This window comes from Agrobacterium sp. SUL3 (assembly GCF_001263295.1).
Classification (GTDB): Bacteria; Pseudomonadota; Alphaproteobacteria; order Rhizobiales; family Rhizobiaceae; genus Agrobacterium; species Agrobacterium tomkonis.
Genome location: NZ_KQ414515.1, coordinates 83,518 through 105,659, shown reverse-complemented (window position 1 = coordinate 105,659; position 22,142 = coordinate 83,518). Strand labels below are relative to the sequence as shown.

The 22,142-nt window shown below is 59.5% G+C and carries 21 protein-coding genes; 12 read left to right on the top strand and 9 right to left on the bottom strand.

Going from position 1 to position 22,142, the window contains the following annotated elements; translation table 11 throughout:
• The 5 genes from AKG12_RS23880 to AKG12_RS23860 form a co-directional block, all read left to right on the top strand.
• Positions 1–300 (top strand): TOBE domain-containing protein (locus AKG12_RS23880; protein ID WP_156316082.1); only part of this gene is annotated, 300 nt, incomplete at its 5' end.
• Positions 297–1,073 (top strand): L-iditol 2-dehydrogenase, encoded by a 777-nt coding sequence (locus AKG12_RS23875; protein WP_052820696.1) that lies wholly within the window; start codon positions 297–299, stop codon positions 1,071–1,073. The genes AKG12_RS23880 and AKG12_RS23875, both read left to right, overlap by 4 nt.
• Positions 1,074–1,134: 61 nt before the next feature.
• The gene (locus tag AKG12_RS23870) at positions 1,135–2,619 is read left to right on the top strand and encodes a mannitol dehydrogenase family protein (protein ID WP_052820695.1); all 1,485 of its coding nucleotides are present in this window, start codon (positions 1,135–1,137) and stop codon (positions 2,617–2,619) included.
• Between the two features lie 7 nt (positions 2,620–2,626).
• The gene (locus AKG12_RS23865) at positions 2,627–3,346 is read left to right on the top strand and encodes an HAD family hydrolase (protein ID WP_052820694.1); all 720 of its coding nucleotides are present in this window, start codon (positions 2,627–2,629) and stop codon (positions 3,344–3,346) included.
• Positions 3,347–3,406: 60 nt separating this feature from the next.
• Complete coding sequence (locus tag AKG12_RS23860) at positions 3,407–4,981, top strand: FGGY-family carbohydrate kinase (protein WP_052820693.1); 1,575 nt, start codon at positions 3,407–3,409, stop codon at positions 4,979–4,981.
• 222 nt (positions 4,982–5,203) lie between these two features.
• Here the strand turns inward: AKG12_RS23860 and AKG12_RS23855 are convergent, their stop codons facing one another.
• Positions 5,204–6,037, bottom strand: coding sequence for a MurR/RpiR family transcriptional regulator (locus AKG12_RS23855; RefSeq protein ID WP_052820692.1), 834 nt, complete (start codon positions 6,035–6,037; stop codon positions 5,204–5,206).
• A gap of 298 nt (positions 6,038–6,335) precedes the next feature.
• Here AKG12_RS23855 and AKG12_RS23850 point away from each other — a divergent pair, with 298 nt between their 5' ends.
• Positions 6,336–7,073 (top strand): sulfate transporter family protein, encoded by a 738-nt coding sequence (locus AKG12_RS23850; protein WP_052820691.1) that lies wholly within the window; start codon positions 6,336–6,338, stop codon positions 7,071–7,073.
• Here the strand turns inward: AKG12_RS23850 and nth are convergent.
• On the bottom strand, positions 7,035–7,817 hold the full coding sequence (gene nth, locus AKG12_RS23845) for an endonuclease III (RefSeq protein WP_052820690.1): 783 nt from the start codon (positions 7,815–7,817) through the stop codon (positions 7,035–7,037). The two genes, AKG12_RS23850 and nth, sit on opposite strands and share 39 nt — an antisense overlap.
• A gap of 37 nt (positions 7,818–7,854) precedes the next feature.
• Between nth and AKG12_RS23840 the strand changes: the two genes are divergently transcribed.
• Positions 7,855–8,337 carry a DUF2244 domain-containing protein gene (locus AKG12_RS23840; RefSeq protein WP_046802078.1) on the top strand — a complete coding sequence of 161 codons (483 nt, stop codon included), beginning with the start codon at positions 7,855–7,857 and terminating at the stop codon, positions 8,335–8,337.
• Positions 8,338–8,470: 133 nt separating this feature from the next.
• Here AKG12_RS23840 and AKG12_RS23835 read toward each other — a convergent pair whose 3' ends face one another.
• Positions 8,471–9,157, bottom strand: a complete 687-nt coding sequence (locus AKG12_RS23835; protein WP_052820689.1) for an HAD family hydrolase — start codon at positions 9,155–9,157, stop codon at positions 8,471–8,473.
• 411 nt (positions 9,158–9,568) lie between these two features.
• Here AKG12_RS23835 and minC point away from each other — a divergent pair, with 411 nt between their 5' ends.
• The 3 genes from minC to minE are packed head-to-tail and all read left to right on the top strand — an operon-like array spanning position 9,569 to position 11,407.
• A complete protein-coding gene (gene minC / locus AKG12_RS23830; protein WP_046802076.1) occupies positions 9,569–10,297 on the top strand; it encodes a septum site-determining protein MinC in 729 nt (242 codons plus the stop codon).
• A 37-nt stretch (positions 10,298–10,334) separates the two neighbouring features.
• Positions 10,335–11,150, top strand: a complete 816-nt coding sequence (minD, locus tag AKG12_RS23825) for a septum site-determining protein MinD (RefSeq protein ID WP_046802075.1) — start codon at positions 10,335–10,337, stop codon at positions 11,148–11,150.
• Entirely contained in the window at positions 11,147–11,407 is a 261-nt protein-coding gene (gene minE / locus AKG12_RS23820) for a cell division topological specificity factor MinE (RefSeq protein ID WP_046802074.1), read from the top strand. Before minD ends, minE begins: the two co-directional genes overlap by 4 nt.
• A 41-nt stretch (positions 11,408–11,448) precedes the next feature.
• Here minE and AKG12_RS23815 read toward each other — a convergent pair whose 3' ends face one another.
• The 3 genes from AKG12_RS23815 to AKG12_RS23805 all read right to left on the bottom strand — a co-directional run bounded on the left by AKG12_RS23815 (position 11,449) and on the right by AKG12_RS23805 (position 15,689).
• Positions 11,449–12,354: an amino acid ABC transporter substrate-binding protein gene (locus AKG12_RS23815; RefSeq protein WP_052820688.1), complete on the bottom strand. Its 906-nt coding sequence runs from the start codon at positions 12,352–12,354 to the stop codon at positions 11,449–11,451.
• Positions 12,355–12,422: 68 nt separating this feature from the next.
• On the bottom strand, positions 12,423–13,316 hold the full coding sequence (locus AKG12_RS23810) for an amino acid ABC transporter substrate-binding protein (RefSeq protein WP_052820687.1): 894 nt from the start codon (positions 13,314–13,316) through the stop codon (positions 12,423–12,425).
• 30 nt (positions 13,317–13,346) lie between these two features.
• The gene (locus tag AKG12_RS23805) at positions 13,347–15,689 is read right to left on the bottom strand and encodes an EAL domain-containing protein (RefSeq protein ID WP_052820686.1); all 2,343 of its coding nucleotides are present in this window, start codon (positions 15,687–15,689) and stop codon (positions 13,347–13,349) included.
• Between the two features lie 346 nt (positions 15,690–16,035).
• On the opposite strand from AKG12_RS23805, the gene AKG12_RS23800 reads away from it, so the two are divergent.
• Entirely contained in the window at positions 16,036–17,394 is a 1,359-nt protein-coding gene (locus AKG12_RS23800; RefSeq protein WP_052820685.1) for an amidase, read from the top strand.
• A 163-nt stretch (positions 17,395–17,557) separates the two neighbouring features.
• Here AKG12_RS23800 and AKG12_RS23795 read toward each other — a convergent pair whose 3' ends face one another.
• From AKG12_RS23795 to AKG12_RS23785, 3 genes are read right to left on the bottom strand one after another with little or no spacing between them, the layout of a single operon-like run.
• Positions 17,558–18,199, bottom strand: coding sequence for a ThuA domain-containing protein (locus tag AKG12_RS23795; RefSeq protein WP_003523774.1), 642 nt, complete (start codon positions 18,197–18,199; stop codon positions 17,558–17,560).
• A 33-nt stretch (positions 18,200–18,232) separates the two neighbouring features.
• Positions 18,233–19,333, bottom strand: coding sequence for a Gfo/Idh/MocA family protein (locus AKG12_RS23790; RefSeq protein WP_052820684.1), 1,101 nt, complete (start codon positions 19,331–19,333; stop codon positions 18,233–18,235).
• Positions 19,334–19,386: 53 nt separating this feature from the next.
• A complete protein-coding gene (locus AKG12_RS23785; RefSeq protein WP_052820683.1) occupies positions 19,387–20,586 on the bottom strand; it encodes an ROK family transcriptional regulator in 1,200 nt (399 codons plus the stop codon).
• A gap of 196 nt (positions 20,587–20,782) precedes the next feature.
• Between AKG12_RS23785 and AKG12_RS23780 the strand changes: the two genes are divergently transcribed.
• Positions 20,783–22,084 (top strand): ABC transporter substrate-binding protein, encoded by a 1,302-nt coding sequence (locus tag AKG12_RS23780; RefSeq protein ID WP_052820682.1) that lies wholly within the window; start codon positions 20,783–20,785, stop codon positions 22,082–22,084.
• Positions 22,085–22,142 lie beyond the last annotated feature (58 nt).

Sequence of the window (22,142 nt, the reverse complement as noted above, 5' to 3'; positions counted from 1 at the left end):
ATCGGCTCGCCGCGCATGAACCTCATCACCGGCGACTTCGCCCGCAGCAAGAACGCCACCACCGCCGGCGTGCGGCCCGAACATCTGCTGCTGTCGAAGGAAAGTGGGCTGTGGCAGGGCAAGGTGACGGTTGCCGAACATCTCGGATCGGATACCTTCCTGCATCTCGAGGTCGATGGCATCGGCCCGATCACCGCAAGGACCGATGGCGAGTTCGAATGCAGGCATGGCGATACCGTCTTCATCACCCCGGATGAGACCAAGATCCACAGGTTCGATGACAAGGGTGGGGCGATATGACGGGAAGACTGGAAGGCAAATCCGCGCTGATAACAGGCTCGGCGCGCGGCATCGGCCGCGCCTTTGCAGAAGCCTATCTGCGTGAGGGCGCAACGGTCGCCATTGCCGATATCGATTTCGAGCGCGCCAGCAAGACCGCCCGCGAGATCGGCGAGAATGCCTATGCCGTCGAACTTGATGTGACCAAGCAGCATTCCATCGACACCGCCATCCGCACGGTTGAGGGCCAGACCGGTGGGCTCGATATCCTCATCAACAATGCCGCGCTCTTCGACCTCGCGCCGATTGTCGAGATCAAACGCGAGAGCTACGAGCGGCTGTTTTCGATCAACGTATCAGGCACGCTGTTCATGATGCAGGCCGCCGCAAAAACAATGATCGCTCGGGGAAAAGGCGGCAAGATCATCAACATGGCAAGTCAGGCGGGCCGGCGCGGCGAGGCCTTGGTGGCGATCTATTGCGCCACCAAGGCCGCCGTCATCAGTCTCACCCAATCGGCCGGTCTCGATCTCATCAAGCATGGTATCAACGTCAATGCGATTGCGCCGGGCGTGGTCGATGGCGAGCACTGGGACGGTGTGGATGCGCTGTTTGCGAAATATGAAAACCGCCCCGCCGGGGAAAAGAAGCGGCTGGTCGGTGAGGCGGTGCCCTTCGGCCGCATGGGCCGTGCCGAGGATCTGACCGGCATGGCGATCTTCCTTGCCTCCGATGAGGCCGAATACATCGTCGCCCAGACTTACAATGTCGACGGCGGCAATTGGATGAGCTGAGTATCGGGCGCCTGCCGCCCGGCCTTGGCACGAACAACGTTTCCCCTTCGAGGATCGTGACATGACATGCAAACTCTCCCTCGCAACGCTTGACGAAGCCAGAAAAACCGCGGCTGTTCCGGCCTATTCCCGGACCGATCTTTCCGCCGGCATCGTGCATTTCGGCGTTGGCAATTTCCACCGCGCCCATCAGGCGGTCTATCTCGATGACCTGTTCAACACGGGCGCGGATCATGACTTCGCCATCATCGGCGCGGGCGTTCTGCCGTCGGATGCCACGATGCGCGAAAAACTCGCCGCGCAGGATTTCCTGACGACGGTGGTGGAGCAGGACAATAACCGCACCGGCGCGCGTGTCACCGGGCCGATGATCGACATTCTGAAGGTCGGCGACACCAAGGCCATCATCGATACGCTCGCCGATCCGAAAATCCGCATCGTGTCGATGACGATTACCGAGGGCGGTTATTTCATCGATGCTTCCGGTTCCTTCAACCCGCAGCATCCGGCCATTGCCGAAGACGGGAAGAACCCGGCTACGCCGAAAACCGTGTTCGGCCTGATCGTCGCCGGGCTGAAGGCACGGCGCGACAAAGGGCTGCAACCCTTCACCGTCATGTCCTGCGACAACATTCCTCATAATGGCAAGGTCACGAAAAATGCGGTGGTCGGGCTGGCGGCCTTGTCCGATCCGGCCTTCGGCGACTGGATCGGTGAAAACGTCGCGTTCCCCAATTCCATGGTTGACCGCATCACGCCTGCTACCGGCGAGCGCGAACGCAATATTGCCCGCGACGATTTTGGCATCGAGGACAATTGGCCTGTTTTCTGCGAGGAGTTCAAGCAATGGGTGATGGAGGATAATTTCCCCGCCGGTCGCCCGGCGCTGGAAAAGGCGGGCGTGCAGTTCGTCAGGGACGTCGCACCCTATGAGCACATGAAAATCCGTATCCTCAATGGCGGCCATGCGGCAATTGCCTATCCGGCGGCGCTGCTCGATATCCATTTCGTGCATGAGGCGATGGAACATCCGCTGATCCGGGCATTTCTGGCGAAGCTTGAGAATGAAGAGATCATCCCGGTCATTCCGCCGGTTCCGGATACAAATCTTGCCGATTATTTCGGGCTGATCGAACGGCGGTTCCTCAATCCGAAGATCGGCGACACCATTCCGCGTCTGGCGCAGGACGGTTCCAACCGCCAGCCGAAATTCATTCTGCCTTCCACCACCGACCGTCTGGCGCGCGGTGAAGATATTGTCGGCCTGTCGCTGGTTTCGGCGCTCTGGTGCCGTTATTTCCAGGGTACTTCCGATAGCGGCAAGGAAATCGCCTTCAACGATGCCAGCGCCGACCGGCTTCAGGCGGCGGCCATCAAGGCGAAGGACGATCCGATGGCCTTCCTCGCGCTTGACGATATTTTCGGAGAGGTTGCCGAATCGGAGCTTTTCCGTAAACGCTTCGCCCATGCATTGAAGACGCTGTGGCAAGAAGGCACGGCGAAGACCTTGCAGCTTTATCTGAATGACAAGCTGGCTGAAAAGTGACCGCGAGATGGAAGACGAAACCGGGCCTCTTTTGATTTTCGATTGCGACGGCGTTCTCGTCGATAGCGAGCCGGTCTCCATTTCCGTCCTCCTCGACATGCTCTCCCATCTCGGCGTGACGATGGGGGAGGAAGAGGCCTATGAACGCTTTCTTGGCCGCAGTGTAGCCAGCATGACGGCGACGCTGTTTGAGGATTACGGTGTCGAAACCGACATCGATTTTCTCGACCATATGCGGGCGACGCTGTTCGAGCGTTTCCGCACCGAGCTTCGGTCAATCGACGGCATTGCCGTAACGCTCGACAGGCTCCTGCCGCTGCGGCGCTGCGTTGCTTCCTCAAGCCAGCCGGAACGCATCCGTTATTCGCTGGGGCTGACCGGCCTGATTGGCCGGTTCGAGCCGCATGTTTTCAGCGCCACCATGGTGAAGAACGGCAAGCCGGCGCCCGATCTGTTCCTGCATGCGGCGCGCGAAATGGGCGTCGAGCCGCGTCACTGCATCGTGATTGAGGACAGCCCGGCCGGCATTGCCGCCGCAAAGGCCGCAGGCATGGGCGTTTTTGCCTTCACCGGCGGCTCGCATGCGCGCTTTCCCGCATTCCGCGAAAAGATCGCCGGGCTTGGGGCGGATGCCGTGTTTGACGCGATGCCGGATTTGGTCCACCTTGTCGTCAGCTATGTGGGGAAGGGCGGTTTTGACGGCCAAGTGGAGCGTGATGCGGGCTGAAGCAGATTTTGCCTGCCGCCGTCGCCGGGTCGTTGCGCAAGGGATGGAATTGCAGTCTTGATGCGTCAAAATCTCGTCGCTGTCGATGTCGGTACAGCCAGCGCGCGTGCTGGCATTTTCGATCCGACCGGCAGGCTTCTCGCCCGCTCCACCCACCCGATCCTGATGCAGCGTCCGCGTGAAAACCACGCCGAGCACGATTCCACCGATATTTGGAATGCTGTCTGCATTGCTGTGAAAGCAGCCCTTGCCGATGCCGGCATTCTGCCGCAAAGCGTCGCCGCCATCGGGTTTGACGCCACCTGTTCGCTTGTCATTCGCGACGCGCGGGGAGAGCCGGTTTCAGTTTCCGTGACGGGTGAAGACAGGTTCGACACCATCGTCTGGCTCGATCATCGGGCGATAGGCGAGGCCGACCGGCTGACGGCATCCGGCCACCGGGTGCTGGATTTTGCCGGCAACAGCGTCTCGCCGGAAATGCAGATGCCGAAGCTGATGTGGCTGAAGGCCCATATGCCGGCAAGCTGGGCGCGCATGTCCTTCGCCTTTGATCTGGCGGATTTTCTGACGTGGAAAGCGACCGGTTCAGCGCAGCGCTCAAATTGCACGCAGACCGCGAAGTGGAATTTCCTGGCGCAGGAAAATCCCGGCTGGCAGGCGGATTATCTGGAATTGGCGGGCCTTGCCGATTTGAGAGAGCGGGCAGGGCTGCCCGAAACCACGGTAATGCCGGGTGATAGCATCGGCCCGCTTTCGCCCGAGGCGGCGACTGAACTCGGTCTCGATACCGGCTGCCAGGTGGCCGCGGGCATGATCGACGCCTATGCCGGAGCGCTCGGTGCGCTGGGCGGTTGCCTTTCGGACGATGTCGGTCGGCACGTGGCACTGATCGCCGGCACCTCAAGCTGTCTCGTTGCCATGTCCGAGCGGCAGATGCCTGGCCACAGCCTCTGGGGTCCCTATTGGCAGGCGATCCTGCCCGGCCACTGGCTGGTAGAGGGTGGGCAATCGGCGACCGGGGCGCTGCTTGATCATATCGTGCGCATGCATGCGGCTGGCGGTGAGCCGGACACGGCACTGCATGCCCGCATCGTTGCGCGGGTAACGGAATTGCGCGCGCTTGAGGGTGAGGCGTTTGCCGAGCGGCTGCATGTGCTGCCGGATTTTCACGGAAACCGCTCGCCGCTTGCCGATCCCCATGCTGTCGGTGTTATCAGCGGGCTGACGCTGGATACATCCTTCGACAGTCTCTGCCGCCTTTACTGGCGCACCGCCGTGGCGATTGCGCTCGGCGCGCGCCATGTGCTCGACGCCATGGAGCGCTTCGGTTATTCGGTCGAAAGCCTGCACGTCACCGGCGGGCATGTGAAGAACCCGCTCTTGATGGAGCTTTACGCCGATGTGACGGGCAAGCGCATCGTGGTTCCCGCCACCGCCGATGCCGTACTGCTTGGCACGGCGATGACGGCGGCAGCGGCCGGCGGTGTGCATGCGAGTATTGAAGCGGCTGGCGCGGCCATGTATCCGGGCAATGCGGAAATTACCGGAAATCCGGAGCTCACGCCCCGTTATCAACGGGATTACCGCCGTTTTCTCGCCATGCACCGTCATCGCCAGGAGCTGGAGAGCCTCTGACTTATCAAGGCAAATGGCAAGGCGGAAATATGGCTGACGGGTGCGGCTTGTTTCTTCTCCCCGTCGGGGAGAAGGTGGCCCGAAGGGTCGGATGAGGGGGTAAGCTCTCCGCATATCTCTACCCTCGCCCCCTCATCCCGCTGCCGCGACCTTCTCCCCGACGGGGAGAAGAAACAAGCTGCAATCGCTTGATTTATATGCCCGCCCGCCCTAGGGCGTAGATCAAATGCCCAGCGAACGCTTCAGGCCGGAGAGGTTTTTCATCCGCGTTTTGCGTGTTTCATCGGCTTCCGCCACCAGGCTGCAGAGGGTAAATTCCATCAAAGAGACGAGTTGCAGCAGGCCCTGACCGCCATTCTGGGCTTGAGGCAGCGCAAGACAGATATCGGCGCTTTCAGGACCCCATTCGTAAAACCGGGTGGTGATCAACAGGGTTCTGTAGCCGCCTTTGCGTGCGGTTGCCGAAAGGTGCTGCAGGGGCGAGAGGCTGCCACCGCAATCCATGATGACGAGAAGCGTCTGGGCCGGTTCGAAATCCCACAGGGCGACATAGGCCGCACTGTCGCTGCCGAGATAATGGACGTGGCCGCGACACTCCAGAAGCCGTCCATGGAATTGACGCGTGGCCCCAAGACCTTCCGGCGATGTCGCCAGAAAAACATCGGCTGCCGAGGCGATTTCTGCCATCGCCAGACGCCACATTGGCTGGGCGGTCATGTCGAATGCGGTCTGGATGGCCTGGATTTGCTGTGAGAGGAGCTGGGAAAACGGGTTGGACTGGCGCTCTCCGCTTTCACCAATCGTTGGCTGATCCGGGCCAGCCGTCTGTTCCGCATGGCGCAGATCCGCGCGAATGTCGCTGAACTGCCGATAGCCGAGCGAACGTAAGAAACGGCCGACCGTCATCGGGCTGAGGCCGAGCTTGGCGGCCAGCGTCTGCGCCGTTTCGAAAGGTAGCTCATCCAGATGCTCGATCAGATATTTGGCGATCTTGCGCTCGGAAGGTGTGCCGGCCTTCATGGCACGGGTAAGATTCAACAGCAGCTTTTCCACCAACGCCTCATTCTTTTATCTTTATTGAACGATGATGCATCCGCGCGCCCGAAACGGGCGTGCGAACCGCGTTTTGACGGTGGGGAAGCTTTCCCGGCCTTGCCCTCCACCGGACAGGAATGCGAAATATTATAGATGGATTATTATATTTTAGAGATACCTTTTATTCAAGGGAAATTCCATCTCCGGTTTAATTTCAGACGTTTGGCGGTTTTTACCCAATCTTGCAGAGCGCAGGCCCAGTTCTTATCTGTCGTCTGGTCAGAGAATTTCAACGCGAGAGGCCCCAGGGGAGTTCCGAATGATTCTTGATGCAGCGAGGCTGGCATTCCAAAATCTCTTTGCGACCGAGACCCGGTCGGTGTTCTGGAAGGTTTTGGGGCTCACGCTTCTCGTGCTGGCGGCACTGTGGTTCGCCATCCGCTCCATCTTTATCTACTTCGCCCTGCCATGGGTGGATACGCTTATCCCCGGCGTACCGGACTGGGCGGGGTGGCTGACCTTCGTTTTTGCGATTTTTGCCGGCATAGGACTGGCGCTGGCGCTGGCATTGCTGATTTCGCCGGTCACCGCCGTCATCGCCGGCCTGTTTCTCGACGATGTCGCCGAAGTGGTGGAGAAAAAGACCTATCCCGATGATCCGCCGGGCAAGGCAATGCCCATTGGCGAGGCCGTGCTGTCGTCGATCAAGTTCTTCGGTGTCGTTATTGCCGGCAACCTCATTGCGCTTTTGCTGCTGCTGGTACCGGGCGTCAACCTCATCGCGTTTTTCCTGGTGAACGGCTATCTGCTCGGCCGGGAATTCTTCGAATTCGCGGCAATGCGTTTCCGCTCGCCTGCCGAGGCAAGGTTGTTCCGCTCCAAACACCGCACTACGGTGTTCATGGCCGGTCTGGTGATCGCCGCTTTTCTGGCCATCCCGTTCCTCAACCTTTTGACGCCGCTTTTCGCCGCCTCGATGATGGTTCATCTTCACAAGGCCGTCAGCCGGCGTGACCCCTTATTCGCCGCCGGCCGCGCCGAACAGCTGCGCGGGTAACTCCACCAGCGGCGCTGGAATATCGAAGGTCTTTTCCGGCGATTTGCAGATATCGGCGATCACGCAGCGCTCGCATTCCGGCTTGCGCGCCTTGCAGCAATAACGCCCGTGCAGGATCAGCCAGTGGTGGGCATGGAACAGATATTGCTCGGGAATGATGCGGACGAGCCGGTCTTCCACCTCGTCCGGGGTTTTCCCCGGCGCAAGACAGAGCCGGTTGGCGATGCGGAACACATGGGTATCCACCGCAAGCGTGGGTACGCCGAAGGCCATTGACATTACCACATTGGCCGTCTTGCGGCCGACGCCGGGTAGCATGACCAGCTCTTCGCGGGTCTTCGGCACTTCGCCGCCGAAGTTGTCGATCAGCATCTGCGACAGGGCGATGACGTTCTTCGCCTTGTTGCGATAAAGGCCGATGGTCTTGATATGGCCAATCAGCTGTTCTTCGCCGAGCGCCAGCATCTTTTCCGGCGTGTCGGCCACCTTGAACAGCGCCCTTGTCGCCCGGTTCACGCCGACATCGGTCGCCTGCGCCGAAAGCGCTACCGCTACCAGCAGGGTAAAGGGGTTGGTGTGTTCCAGCTCGCCTTTCGGCTCCGGCCGATGAATGGAAAAACGTCGAAAGATTTCGGTCAGCTCGTCCTTCGAATAGGCCGTCTTCACCCGTGCCGGCTTACGCACGGATGCCGGATTTGACTTTTTCAAGGTTTGGGTGCTGGATCGTTTTTTGGCGACTGTCATGGTCTATCTATAGCCAGCCCGCCCGAAGGAAAGCAACGTGGATACGCTCAACGACCAACCGATTTTCGCGGCGGAACTCGTTCCGCACCGTTCGCTTGGAAGAAGGGGTTTCCGGCTGCTTCTTGCCTTGTCGGGGCTCGCCTGCCTGATCTATGGCGGCTTTTTCCTCGCCACCGGGGCATGGCCGGTCGGCCTGTTCTTCGGGCTGGATTTTCTGCTGCTCTACCTCGCTTTCCGCGCCAATTATCGCGCCGCAAAAGCACGGGAAGAGGTCCGCATCTCCCGCACCAGCCTGTCGATCCGCAAATTTTCTCCGGCCGGGCGCATGGTGGAACATCGCTTTAATCCCTTCTGGGCGCGCTTCAAGGTGCGGCGGCACGACGAGATCGGCATCGTCTCCATGCATGTGACGGGCGAGGGGCGGGCGACCGATATCGGTTCGTTTCTCAACCCTGATGATCGGGAGAGTTTCGCCAAGGCATTCGGCGGCGCGCTCGCCACCGTCCGACGACGGACGTGACAGCGCGGTACTCCTCAGTCTCCGTTATGCCCGGGAGAGGCGCTAGGATGACGTTGCATATGGGGGGCGTTGGCGGACCGGGAGACCTACCTGCGAACGAAATCATTGTTTCGCGCGTTTCGTGGTCGGCCCTTCAGCCCTTGCTGCCTGTAAGTTTCAAGCTGCCATCCTCGCTGATGCTGACATCCAGTTCACCATAACCGGCAATGGAAAGATGCGGCGTTTCGATGGGATGGGAATGGGTGGCGTTGATGACCACCACTGTCGCGCCCATGCTTTCTCCAGCCTGAATACCGGCGGGCGCGTCTTCGAAGACAATGCAGCGTTCCGGCGAGACGCCGAGCTTTTCCGCTGCCTTTTTGTATCCTTCCGGGTCCGGCTTGCCGTTCACCACGTCTTCGGCGCAGATCATAACCGGGGGCGGTGTGAGGCCCGCCGCTGCCAGCCGGCGTTCAGCAAGCGCGCGGGCAGCCGAGGTGACGATGGCCCATTTGCCGGCCGGCAATTTCTCGAGAAATGCAGCCGCTTCAGGAATCTGAAGGATGCCGTCCACATCGTCCATTTCCTTTTGCAGCAGCATATCGGCCTCTACCTGGACATCGAGACCTGGAACCGCCTCGCGGCGCACCACTTCCGAAGCGCGCATGCCGTGAATGCGCTGCAGGAAGGCGTTGGGCTCTATGCCGTTATCCACGGCCCATTCGCGCCAGACCCGCTCCACCACAGCAATCGAATTGAGCAGCGTTCCATCCATGTCGAACAGGAAAGCGGCATAGTCTTGCGAAAATGTCTGGTTCTGCGGTGGGACTTTGCTGTGCATTTCATTCTTCCGTTGAAGGTGTCGGGCTTGCCCCCCGTGTCTATAGCATCGGAGGGCATAACGAAATCGCTTTTTCCCGCTTGGAAGCCCAGGGCGGGCATCCGGCTGACGGCGGATAGTGTCCCGGAATCGGACGGTTCGCATCTTACCGACTCGGGTGAGATGGGTTAGGGATGCTGGCGGTGGATCCGGTCTCACGGAGCGTCAGGTTGCAGCAAGGCTCAGCCACTATCATGAGTTTTCGCAAGTGATGGAAATGTGCAAAATCAAAAGCTAATTGACGTTTTTGAATGTTTTGCTTGAGATTTTTCCTGGTGAAAATTTCTTAACGAAACTGTCGCCTTAAGGGCGCCGTTAACCATTTGTTAACCATATTCGAGGTACCTAATTGTCAACGATTTGTTTACCAAGATGACCAAAGTGCTAACAGACCAGCGTTCGATCCGTATCAAAGGCCGCTCCTTCCTCGCGGTCGTCCTGTCTCCCGAATCTCCGGTCGATCAATGGCTGGAAAGGCTTGATGATCTCGCCGCCCGCTCGGCCGGTTTCTTCCTGTCGCGTCCGGTTGTTCTGGATGTGTCGGAACTGACACTCGACAAGGCGGGACTGAAGTCGCTCCTTGCTGCGTTGACGGAGCGCAATGTCGGTATCATGGGCATTGAGGGCGTTCGCCCTTCGATGATCGAGCCGGGCATGCCGCCGTCGCTGAAGGGCGGGAAGCCCGCTTCCGATGTCGAGGTGGAGCCGGTTGCTGTCGCTGCGGAATTGCCGGAAGAAAAGCCGCGTGCTGCGGGCGAGATCCGTGCCGTGGTGCAGTCGCTGGTCATCAACGAGCCGGTTCGCTCCGGCCAGTCGATCATGTTTCCCGAAGGGGATGTGACGGTTATCGGTTCGGTCGCCTCGGGTGCGGAAATCATCGCCGGCGGTTCGGTGCATATCTACGGCGCCCTGCGTGGGCGTGCCATGGCCGGTTCGCTCGGCAACGTCTCGGCGCGCATCTTCTGCCGCAAGCTCGAGGCGGAGCTTCTGGCCATTGATGGCGTCTACAAGGTTGCCGAAGACATCGACGAAAAGCTGCGCGGCCAGCCGGTCCAGCTGTGGCTGGAAAACGATACGATCAAGGCCGAAAAACTTGGCTGATAAAACAGAGAAACAACTATTGGAACAGGAGAGCCATATGGGGAAGGTAGTCGTTGTTACTTCCGGCAAGGGCGGGGTTGGCAAGACCACCTCGACTGCAGCGCTTGGCGCCGCGCTGGCGCAGAACAAGCAGAAGGTCGTGGTCGTCGATTTTGATGTCGGCCTGCGTAACCTCGATCTCGTCATGGGTGCTGAACGCCGGGTGGTTTACGATCTCGTCAACGTCATTCAGGGTGATGCCAAGCTGACGCAGGCGCTGATCCGCGACAAACGCCTCGAGACGTTGTTCCTGCTGCCTGCCTCGCAGACGCGCGACAAGGACAATCTGACGCCGGAAGGTGTCGAATGGGTCATCAACGAGTTGAAGAAACATTTCGACTGGGTGATCTGCGACAGCCCGGCCGGCATCGAACGTGGTGCGACGCTGGCCATGCGCCATGCGGATGTGGCCGTTGTCGTCACCAACCCGGAAGTCTCCTCGGTGCGCGACAGCGACCGCATCATCGGCTTGCTGGATTCCAAGACGCTGAAGGCTGAACGCGGCGAGCGCATGGAAAAGCATCTGCTGCTGACGCGTTACGATTCCGCCCGCGCCGAACGTGGCGACATGCTGAAGGTGGATGACGTTCTGGAAATCCTCTCCATTCCGCTGCTCGGCATCATCCCCGAAAGCACGGACGTGCTGCGCGCTTCCAACGTTGGCGCGCCCGTCACGCTGGCGGATGCCCGCTGCGCCCCGGCCATGGCCTATTTCGATGCCGCTCGCCGCCTCTCCGGCGAGGACATTCCGGTTGTCATCCCCGGTGAGAAGCGTGGCATCTTCTCCAAGATCTTTGCAAGGAGGGCTGCATGAGCATCTTCAGTCTCTTCCGTAAACAGAAGTCGGCACCGCTTGCGCGTGAACGCCTGCAGGTGCTGCTTGCCCACGAGAGGGCATCGTCGGGAACCGATCTCGTCGCTGTCCTGCGGGAAGAAATTCTCGCCGTGATCGCCAAGCATGTGCAGATCGACAGCGATAGGGTGCATGTGAAGATGGATCGCGACGAGCATGTCTCCATCTTGGAGATCGATGTCGAGATACCGTTGAGCGCGGATTTGCGCGCTGCATAAGATATTTTGCGAAAAACGCCGCCCCTCGCAGGGCGGCGTTTTTATTTCTCGGCCGTCGTATCGACCGGCTTTCGAAACGCCTCGGCCAGATCGCCGGGCAGCGGGCGCTTCAGGTTGATGCCGTTCGGCGGTATCGGCGTATTGAACCATTTATCGTAGATTTTTTCGATTTCGCCGCTCTCATAGATTTGCCCCAACGCTTGGTTGACCGCATCCCGAAAACCGGTATCGCCGCGGCGAAGCATCAGGCCATAGGGCTGCGGCGGGGCGAGATATTCGTTGGAAATGGAATAGTCGTCCGGCTTGCCTGTTTCAGCGACGAAGGACCGCAGAAGAATATCGTCCATGACAAAGGCGGAGGCGCGGTTTTCCGTCACCATCTCGAAACCGCCCTCAGTGCTGTCATTCTGCAGAACGGCGACGTTCAGCCCCAGCTTGCGGTTGAGCACATTCAACTGGCTGATATTGATGGTTCCGGTCGTTACCACCACGGTGCGGCCAGCAAGATCGGCAACCGTGTTCAAGCGGCTGGATTTCAGCGCCACATAACGCGTGCCGGTGATGAAATGGCTGTAGGAAAACCACACCGCCTTGCGTCTTTCCTCCGTATTGGTACTCGCCACGCATTCCATGTCGATCGTGCCGTCATTGAGAAGCGTAATGCGGTTGCTGGGGGTGCGTTTGACGAAGTCGATCTTCAGTTCCGGCAAGCCCAGTTTCTTCTTGATGGAATCCGCCACCCTCAGGCAAAGCTCGATGCTATAGCCGATCGGTTCTGTGCCAGTGCCGAGATAGGAAAAGGGAATATTGTGATCGGCATAACCCAGCCGGATGGTGCCGGTTCTGGCAATGGTTTCGAGCGTCGGCGGCTGGCTGTCTTCACTTGCCGCGTGGGTGGATAAAAGACTTAAAATTCCGAATGCAAGCCCCAATGTCGATCTCTGCATCGCGCATCTCCAGCTAAAATGATCTGCCAAAACATGTCTTCATAAAATGCAGGTGGGAGGGAGCGCCCTCAGTCACGATATTCACTCGGATGTTCGTAGGCCTGTTTCAAAGTAGCCGCCATCGGCAGGTTCAGGTTCATACTGTTGGGCGGAATGGGCTTGGTGAACCATTTTTCATAGAGGTCGTGAATGGCGGGACCGGCGAAAATCTGCTTGAGGCTTTCATTGACGGCGGCTTTGAAGGCCCGATCGTCGCGCCGGAAAACCAGCCCATAGGGTTCTGGTGCGCTCAGCGTTTCCTCTGATAATGCATAGAGGTTCGGGTTTTCTGACGTCGCAGCCAAGGCTGCAAGCAGGATGCCATCCATGACGAAAGCGGAGGCCTTGCCGGCAACGACGAGTTCGAAGGCCTCCTCATTGGTTTTCGTCGGCATGACCGAGATATTGAGGTTCTTTTCCCGGTTTATGGCATTCAGCTGTTCGATATTGACGGTGCCGGAAGCGGAGGTGACGGAACGGCCAGCCAGATCGGCAAGGATTTTCAGATTGTCCTGCCTGCGCGATAGAAACTGCGTTGAGGTCATGAAATTCGGATAGGAGAAATCGACGATTTTCCGGCGTTCGCTGTTATTGGTCGTGGCGGCGCATTCGATGTCGATCTGGCCGCTGCGGATGAGAATGAAGCGGGTGGCGGGCGTGGCTTTGACATATTCGAGGTCAAGCCTGTCGAGCTTCAGCTTCTTTCGGATATCCTCACTGATCGTCCGACAGAGATCGGTCGAAAAACCCGTCACCTCTCCATTCGGCAGTTGGTAGGAAAAAGGCGGCTCGGCTTCGCGGTAACCGATGCGGATTTTTGCGGTCCTGGCAATCTGCTGCAGCGTGTCGCCTTCGCTGGCGGCCTGCAGCGGGGTGATGGGGGCAAAGCATGTGACGAAAAGGCAAAATACCGCAAGACGCATGTTATTTCCTTTTGGCCGGCGGCCGGTTTCTCAAATCGCTTTTTGTGGCGGGTTATAGGTTTCCTGTATCGGACGCCCGGTGTCGCGCAGCGACTGACCGTCCCCGCCGCCAAACCCGTCTTTACCGGCCGGCGTGATGATGGCGCGATTTTTGAGGATGTGCGCAAGTGGCGCCGGTTCGGCGAAATAATAACCCTGAGCCTCGTCGCACCCGCAAAGCTTGAGTGCGGCGACCTGTTCACTGTTTTCCACGCCCTCGGCGGTCACCTTCAGGCCGATCTGATCGGCCATGTCGATGATGGTGTTGACGATCGCCGAACACATGGGATTGGTGGGCAGGCCGGAGACGAATTCGCGGTCTATCTTTATCTTGTCGAAGGCCACATGGGTCAGCGTGCTCAAACCGGCGTAACCGGTGCCGAAATCGTCAAGGGCGAGACGGACGCCTCTTTCTTTCAGCAGCTTCAAGGCTCTGGCGCTGCTGTCGCGCTCCAGCATCGCCGTTTCCGTCACTTCCAGCTCCAGCCGTTCCGCCGGAAAACCGGATGTTTCAAGGGCGCGATCGACAACGGGGACGATGTCGTCATTGCCGAGCTGGACGGCAGAAAGATTGACGGCGAGCCTGATGTCCTTCGGCCAGGCCATGGCATCCATGCAGGCCTGCGCCAGAACCCATTCGCCGAGCGGCTTGATGAAGTTGTTTTCTTCGGCAATGGCGATGAAGCGGTCCGGCGTTATGAGGCCGAGCTTGCTGTGCCGCCAGCGGGCAAGCGCTTCATAGGCGACGATGCGGCCGCTCTGCAGATTGACCACGGGCTGGTAATGCAGCTCGAATTCGTGGTTTTCGAGGGCGGATTTCATGTCTATTTCCAGCGCGTGCTTGTGCTGCGCCGCCATGTCCATACCGGGCTCGTAAAAAACGAAAAGGCCGCAGCCCATGGATTTGGCGCGGTAAAGTCCGAGATCGGCCTGCTGCAGAAGCTGGGTGGCTGAGGTTCCGTGATCCGGCGCGCAGGCGATGCCGATGCTGGTATCGACGCTGATGTCGCTGCCTTCAAGATTGAAGCTGCGTGAGACTGCGTGCACCACCCGCTTTGCCAACAGGGCCGCATCTGCGCGGTAGTCGTCGCTTCCCGCCTGAATGATGGCGAATTCGTCGCCACCGAGCCGGCTCACCATGTCGTTTTCACCGAGCACGGAGGAAATCCGTGAAGCGACGGCCACCAGCAACGCATCGCCGGCGGCGTGGCCGAGCGTATCATTGACCGCCTTGAAGCGGTCGAGGTCGAGCAGCATGACGTTGAATGGCTGGCCGGATGCGGCGAGATGGTCGAGACGGTTTTCCAGCGTTTTCCTCAGCAATACGCGGTTGGGAAGACCGGTCAGCGCATCGTGATGCGCCATATGTTCCAGCTGTTCCGCCATATCCCGTATCTGCCTGAGGCGCCCGCGTTCCAGAACCGCTTCGCGCAAGGTTTCGATGGCCGTTGCCATGTCACCGATCTCGTCTCTGCGTTCCTGAAACGGCGTGACAATATCGGTTTCCTCACGGGCGATCCGCAGTGTCGCCTGCACCAGAGCCGGAACGGGCTTCAGGAAATGCCGGGCGATCACCGTTACGAGAACGCCTGTGACCGTCAGCACCACGATCAGGGCGGCGAGCGAATTGTAGATCAGCTTGCGCTGCGCGCCGTAAAGCGCATCCGAACCGCCGATACTGACGGCAACCGCACCAATCGGCTTTTTTGTCTCCGTGCTGATGATCGGCAGCAGGCCGATATAATGGCTGGACTCACCAATGGTCGCAAAGCCGGTGGCAAAACGTGCCGCCACACCATCCTTGGCGAAAATGGGATCCGTCGCGAGCGGCTTTTCAGCGTCATCTGTGGCGTTATCGAAGGCTGCGGCGATTTGTCTGAAGCCGGCATCGGTCTCGTCATAGCGGAAAAGCCAGACGGCATTTTTGGTCTGTGCGCCGATGAGGGCGAGAACATCGCTGGGATTGAAGCCGGTAACGAGAATGGATTCGTCGTCGCCGATCGGCTTGTCGGTCAATATGCCGTTGACCTGGCCGCCGTCGTCGGCGGTAACGCTGACATAGGTATAGATGCTGCGCAGCGTCGCGCTGGCGATCTGCGAATTGACGCGGGCCTGATTGAGCCATTGCTCGCTGGCGGCGGCAACGAACATGTACCAGCCGACGAGCGCACCGATGCTGTAGGCGAAGATCACACCGCCCAGAAATATCAGGGTTATCTTGCTGGCAAGCGAACGGCGGCGCGAAAACCGGCCATTTTCCGGCTGCGTCGTTAAGTCAAGCGTGTGGCCGGGTTCAGTCTGTCTATCTATCCCCCGATAGGCAGTCTCTTCCATTCGCGATATTCCCCCGCGATGTCGCGTTATGATTGTTTTATGGAATTTTTATAGGGCATGCATTTCAATGCTGTATGCTAAATAATTCAACAAAGTTTAGATGCGATTAAGAATTAATCCGTCTTTTTATAGTCGTCTCTTATATAAGGCGCTGCTTGCCTACGCCCCGGGTTGAAAAAACCGGGTGCTGGCGATTATATTCTGTGGCGACGCCACCAAGACTTTATGACACGCTTTACGTGTTCTTCAAGGTGGATTTCCGGCTGCATGGGGGCGACAATTGACCTTGCCAAGGAGCGGATAAACGGCATGTTGTGCGCAACATGCCGGTTTCAGGGAAGATATCATGGCTCACAAGGGCAAGAACATCGCACAACTTTCGGTTCTGATCCAGAGCGGCCATCTCGATCCACGTAGTTTGGTGGAGGAGACGCTCGATGCGATCGGTAAGGACGATGACCAGGCGATTTTTATCTGCCTGACGGCAGAGCGCGCCATGGCGGAGGCGGAAGCGGCATCGAAACGTATTCGCGAAGGCCGCTCCTGTGGTGTACTCGATGGCATTCCGGTGGCATGGAAGGATCTTTTCGATCTCGCGGGCGTGGCAACCACTGCCGGATCGACCGTGCTGTCGAACGATGCGCCTGCTGCCCGCGACGCAGATGTGGTGACGGCGCTGAAGCAGGCGGGCATGGTCTCCATCGGCCGCACCAATATGAGCGAGTTTGCTTTTTCCGGTCTCGGCATCAATCCGCATTATGGCACGCCGCGCAATCCCGCCTCACAGGATGGCCATCGTTTGCCCGGTGGTTCGTCTTCCGGTGCGGGTGTGGCTGTGGCCGCCGGTCTCGTGCCAGTGGCGATCGGTACGGATACCGGCGGATCGGTGCGCATTCCCGCCGCTTTCAACGGCGTGGTAGGCTACAAGGCAAGCCGCGGCCGTTATTCGATGCGCGGTGTTTATCCCCTGGCGAAAAGCCTTGATTCGCTTGGGCCACTCACCCGCACCGTGCAGGATGCCGTCTGGGTGGATGCGGCCATGCGCGGCAAGGCCACGGCTGATGTGGTGCGCTCACCTTTTTCCGGCCTATCGCTGGTGGTGCCAGAGACAGTGTTTTTCGATGCAGTTGAGGATGGCGTTGCGGCTGCTTTCGAGCAGGCGGTGGAGCGGCTAGTTCACGCCGGTGCTTCGGTGCGGCGACAGGCATTTCCGATCTTTTCGGAACTGTTCGAGCTTATCAGGCAAAAGGGCGCGCTGGTAACGGCGGAAGCTTTTGCCCTGCATAAAGCCCGGCTGGAAGGTGCGGATGCCGCACGTATTGACCCGCGCGTTGTTGCCCGAACGAAGCTTGGCGCAAATATCTCCATGCCCGACTACATCGCCATTATCGAGGCGCGCGAGAGCATGACGGCGGCGTTTATGGGCATGATCGGCAAGGACGAACTGCTGGTGTCACCGACATTGCCGCATGTGGCCGCAAAGGTCGCGCCGCTTGTCGATGATGACGATGCCTTCTTTGCCATGAATGCGAAGACCCTGCGTAACACCCAGATCGGCAATTTTCTAGATCTCTGCGGTGTTTCCATTCCATGCGGAACAGGCGAGGCGGGAATGCCCGTGGGGCTGCTGCTCTCCGGCCTGCATGGAATGGATGAGCATGTGCTGGGTGTTGCGATGGCTGCGGAAGAGATCGTGCGGGGTTGAGGGGCAGTTTCATCCCCTCTTGTTGTCGGCAACGTAAAAACCTGTCCTCGGTCATCCTCGGGCCTGTACCGAGGATCCGCTGCCGATTGATTTTTGATGCGTGGTTAGATCCTCGGCACAAGGCCGAGGATGGCGTCGCGTGGGGAGAGAACTCCCGACAATCTCACCGCGCCGCCCAGTTGGCGCCGCGGCGGAACATGGTCTTCATCTGCGGCACGGAAAACTCCTTGGCCTGATGGCCGAGCGCCGAATAGAAAACGCGGCCCTTGCCGTATTTGCGCTTCCACACCACCGGCATCACCACGCCGTCGATCCACCAGGCGTGATCGCCAGTGAATTTCGTCGTCGCCAGCACCTCGTTGGAGGGGTCGACATGCATGTAATATTGCTCCGACGTGTAGGGAAAATCGGAAATTCCCTCCATCAGCGGGTCGTCGGGGCGGGTGATGTTGACGTGATAGTCGATGATATTGCCGGGATGGGCGACCCACTGGCCGCCGATCATGAACTGATATTCGACGCATTCGCGGAAACTGTCGCCAGCACCACCATGGAAACCGGCGATGCCGACACCGTTTTCGACGGCGGCGGTGAGGTTCTTGATCTCTTCCTTCTCGATTTTCGACATGGTGACGATGGGCACGACGAGGCTGAGATCATGCACCGAAGGATCGGCAAAAGCCTCGGTTGAGTGCTCCACATAGACTTTGAAACCGTCCTCCTCCAGCATGTCCTTGACGATGGTGGCGCATTCCTGTGGCTCGTGGCCGCTCCAGCCGCCCCAAACGATGAGTGCTTCACGCATTTATTTCCTCCTCCGGATTATTGGATGACTTGGTTATTTGCCGAGCTGGCCGTCGACCAGCGATGTTTCCAGCGGAGCAGGGCGCTCCGCCTTGGTGGTGATGGAAACGGCGGTGCCGCTGTCCGATGCCGTCTGGAAGGCTTCCATCACCTCCAGCACATGCAGGGCGAGATCGCCATTGGCGCGGTGCGGCCGGTTTTCGCGGATCGCATAGGCCATGTCAGCGACGCCGATGGAGCGGTAATTACCGTCGGCATAAGGCGACGACAGTGCCTGCGGTTCGAACTGGCCGCCCTTTTTCAGCAATTGCACCTCGCCGCCGAAATGGTTGGGATCGGGCACGAGCAGCGTGCCTTCCGTGCCGTAGAGTTCCAGCGGCACATGTTTGTGGCCTGCCACATCGAAGCTCATACCCACCTGCACCACGGCACCATTCTGGAAGGCCAGCACGCCGGAAACATGGGTGGCGACATGGACGGGTATTTTCTCGCCGTTCTTCGGCTCGCTGGTGATGAGGCGTTCGTTGCGCGGTGCGATGGCAAAACCCGCCACCTTGGCCACCGGGCCGAACAGGTTGACGAGGTCGGTGATGTAATAGGGGCCCATATCCAGCATCGGGCCGCCGCCAACCTCGTAATAAAAGGCTGGGTTGGGGTGCCAACGCTCATGGCCGGGGCACATGAAGGTGGCCGTTCCGCCGACTGGCTGGCCGAGCACGCCCTCATCGATCAGCCGGCGTGCGGTCTGGTGGCCGCCGCCAAGGAAAGTATCCGGGGCCGAGCCGATGCGCAGACCCTTGGCCCTTGCCGCATCGGCAAGGCGTTTGCCCTCGGCGAAATTAATGCCGAGCGGCTTTTCGGAATAGGCGTGTTTGCCGGCGTCCAGTGCGCGCAGGCCCACCTCCACATGCGCCTTGGGGATCGTCAGGTTGACGATGATCTCCACGGAGGGATCGGCCAGCAATGCGTCGATGCTTTTTGCCTGAAGGCCGAATTCATCGGCCCGCGCCTTTGCAGCCTCCTCGTTCATATCCGCCAGTCCGCGAGTGTCGAGAATGGGAAACGACGCCATGGCCTTGAGATAGGCGCTGGAGATGTTGCCGCAGCCGATGATGCCGATACCGACCTTGTTCATGTGATTTCCTCCCGTAAATCAGAAATGCCGAAGCCCGTGCTCAACCTCGCCGGCTAGAGCGCCGGCCCTGTTGTGTTCCATGGCGATTCGTAAAGCTCGTAAAGCGCGACGGCTGCAGCCCCTTGCGCCCATAATTCATCGCTCGCAACGTCGAAAACCAGTTCCGCGACGCCGGCCAGCGAAGGCGGTACGGCGGCGTTGTAACTGTCGCGGATGCTGGCAATGAAGGGTTCGCCAAGTTCAAGGCTGGAGCCGGTGATGATGACGCGTGGCGGTGCAAACAGTGTAACGATATTGGCAAGTGTCAGGCCCAGTGCCGCGCCGGCGCGCAGGGCTGCCGCAATGAGATCGTGATCTTCGGCCGCAATCAGCGCATGGGCATGCTGCATGCCGCGACCAAGCCGGATGGCCTCGGCAAATCGCCCGTCCACCGGGCGCGAGCCTAAAATAGCGTTTTCACCCGCCTGGCTCGCCAGCCGCACTGTGCCTTCATTGGCAAGGCCGATGACGAGGTCACCGAGATTGTGGCTGAGGCCGCCGGCACCACGGAACAGCTGATTCTGGTGCAAAACGCCAAGCCCGAGCGTCTGTTCGAGCGAAATCAGCACCATGTCTTCCAGATCGCGCGCATGGCCGAACCAGTGGTGGGCAAGCGTGATGGCGTGGGCGTCGCTTTCGATGATGGTCGGCGAGCTCAGCCGCGATGTCATTTCCTCGGCGAAATTGACGTTCACCTCGCGCAAAATCGGGCTGCTGCGGATTTTCCCGGTGCGATGCTCGATGACGCCGGGAAGGCCGAGGCAGACCATGTCGACATCTTCCAGCGACAGACCGGCATCGACCACGCAGCGCCGCACGCCGTCCTCCACCAGATCGGCAATGACGCCGATCGGCTGGCGATCGACACGGATCGGCAGGGCGAGGGTGGATAGCACATTGCCGCAGAAATCGGTGACGACGAAGACCATGCGGCTTGCGGCGATCTTGGCGCCCACGACGCGGGCAGCATCCGGGTTCAGTTCCAGCATCACCCGCGGCCTGCCGCGCGCGCCTTCTGTGCGGATATCGCCGAGATGACGGGTCAGAATCAGTCCGTCATCAAGCAGCGAGGCGGTAATCGCCGAAACGGTGGTGGTGGAAAGTTGCGTTCTTTCGCTGATTTCCACCCGCGAGATCGGCCCATGGCGGCGGATGCTGTCCAGCACGCTTAGCCTGTTGATCGCGCGCATCAATTCTGGGTCTGCGGTCTTCATGGTGTCCTGCTGCGATCGATGCCGGTTCGAGAACCGATTTATGTCGGGTTGCGGATTAAATAACGGTGTAGGGGAGGGGTGTGTCAAGCGGTTCGCGCAAAAAATCGGCATAGCGCCTTGACATTGAGCGAGGCCTAATGTGAATTAATCCGCATTGGGGAATAAATGAGGAAATCCCCGAGGGAGGATCATCATCATGACGATTTGGCACGCAGGCGCAAGCCTGAGCGGCAGGCTGACAGGCTTTGCCGCAACGACAAGCATTGCTCTCATGCTCGGCGCGGCCAGCGCCTCGGCCGCAACGGTCGTTAAATGGATGCATGTGGAACTGGACCCGAAAGCCGTGGCCGTCTGGGAGGAGATTGCCAAGGATTTCGAGACCAAGCATCCCGATGTGGATGTGCAGCTGCAATTCCTGGAAAACGAGGCATTCAAGGCGAAATTGCCGACCCTCTTACAGTCCAACGACGTACCGGATTTCTTCTATAGCTGGGGCGGCGGCGTTCTTGAGGAACAGTCCAAGACCGGTGCGCTGAAGGATTTGACCGAGGTTTTCGACGCTGACGGCGGCAAGCTGCGGCAGGCCTATAATGCATCCGCAATCGACGGCTTGTCCTTCGATGGCAAGGTCTGGGCCGTGCCTTACAAGGTCAGCCTCGTCAGCTTCTTTTATAACAAGGCGCTGTTTGCCAAGGCCGGTGTGAAGGCCGAGGACATCAAGAGCTGGGACGATCTCGGCGCCACGGTCAAGAAGATCAAGGAAGCGGGCATCGTGCCGATCGCCGGTGGCGGCGGTGAAAAATGGCCGATCCATTTCTACTGGAGCTATCTCGTCATGCGCAATGGCGGGCAGGCCGTGTTCGATGCCGCCCGCAAGGGCGAGGGCGAAGGTTTCATGGATCCGGCCATCATCAAGGCGGGTGAACAGCTGGCCGAATTCGGCAAGCTCGAACCCTTCCAGCCCGGTTATCTCGGCTCCACCTGGCCACAGGCACTTGGTGTCTTCGGTGACGGCAAGGCGGCGATGATCCTTGGCTTCGACAATACCGAGGCCAATCAGCGCAAGAATGCCGGTGACGGCAAGGGGCTGGCCGCCGACAATATCGGCCGCTTCGCCTTCCCCGTCGTCGAGGGCGGCGCGGGCAAGGCCACCGATACGCTGGGCGGCCTGAATGGCTGGGCGGTCACGAAAAACGCGTCCAAGGAAGCAATCGATTTCGCGGCCTTCCTGACCAGCAAGGAAAGCGAAGAGAAGATGGCGGCAGCCGGCATGATCCTGCCCGTTGCGACGGGTGCGGATGGTGCGGTCAAGAACCCGCTGCTGGCGGATTCGGCCAAGCAGCTTGCCGGTTCCACCTGGCACCAGAACTTCTTCGACCAGACGCTGGGCGCCGCCGTCGGCCGCGTCGTCAATGACGTCTCCGTTGAGATTGTTTCCGGCCAGATGAGTGCGGAAGAGGGCGCCAAGCAAATCCAGGATGCTTTCGAGCTTCGCTGATTGTCGCCTGCGATGCGGCTGCCGCGTTAAACCGCGGCGCCGCGATATCTGCACAAAA

Coding starts and splice junctions, on each gene's coding strand:
- AKG12_RS23875 (WP_052820696.1), top strand. CDS start 297: ATGACGGGAAGACTGGAAGGCAAATCCGCGCTGATAACAGGCTCGGCG.
- AKG12_RS23870 (WP_052820695.1), top strand. CDS start 1,135: ATGACATGCAAACTCTCCCTCGCAACGCTTGACGAAGCCAGAAAAACC.
- AKG12_RS23865 (WP_052820694.1), top strand. CDS start 2,627: ATGGAAGACGAAACCGGGCCTCTTTTGATTTTCGATTGCGACGGCGTT.
- AKG12_RS23860 (WP_052820693.1), top strand. CDS start 3,407: ATGCGTCAAAATCTCGTCGCTGTCGATGTCGGTACAGCCAGCGCGCGT.
- AKG12_RS23850 (WP_052820691.1), top strand. CDS start 6,336: ATGATTCTTGATGCAGCGAGGCTGGCATTCCAAAATCTCTTTGCGACC.
- nth (WP_052820690.1), bottom strand. CDS start 7,817: ATGACAGTCGCCAAAAAACGATCCAGCACCCAAACCTTGAAAAAGTCA.
- AKG12_RS23835 (WP_052820689.1), bottom strand. CDS start 9,157: ATGCACAGCAAAGTCCCACCGCAGAACCAGACATTTTCGCAAGACTAT.
- minC (WP_046802076.1), top strand. CDS start 9,569: ATGACCAAAGTGCTAACAGACCAGCGTTCGATCCGTATCAAAGGCCGC.
- minD (WP_046802075.1), top strand. CDS start 10,335: ATGGGGAAGGTAGTCGTTGTTACTTCCGGCAAGGGCGGGGTTGGCAAG.
- minE (WP_046802074.1), top strand. CDS start 11,147: ATGAGCATCTTCAGTCTCTTCCGTAAACAGAAGTCGGCACCGCTTGCG.
- AKG12_RS23815 (WP_052820688.1), bottom strand. CDS start 12,354: ATGCAGAGATCGACATTGGGGCTTGCATTCGGAATTTTAAGTCTTTTA.
- AKG12_RS23810 (WP_052820687.1), bottom strand. CDS start 13,316: ATGCGTCTTGCGGTATTTTGCCTTTTCGTCACATGCTTTGCCCCCATC.
- AKG12_RS23805 (WP_052820686.1), bottom strand. CDS start 15,689: ATGGAAGAGACTGCCTATCGGGGGATAGATAGACAGACTGAACCCGGC.
- AKG12_RS23800 (WP_052820685.1), top strand. CDS start 16,036: ATGGCTCACAAGGGCAAGAACATCGCACAACTTTCGGTTCTGATCCAG.
- AKG12_RS23795 (WP_003523774.1), bottom strand. CDS start 18,199: ATGCGTGAAGCACTCATCGTTTGGGGCGGCTGGAGCGGCCACGAGCCA.
- AKG12_RS23790 (WP_052820684.1), bottom strand. CDS start 19,333: ATGAACAAGGTCGGTATCGGCATCATCGGCTGCGGCAACATCTCCAGC.
- AKG12_RS23785 (WP_052820683.1), bottom strand. CDS start 20,586: ATGAAGACCGCAGACCCAGAATTGATGCGCGCGATCAACAGGCTAAGC.
- AKG12_RS23780 (WP_052820682.1), top strand. CDS start 20,783: ATGACGATTTGGCACGCAGGCGCAAGCCTGAGCGGCAGGCTGACAGGC.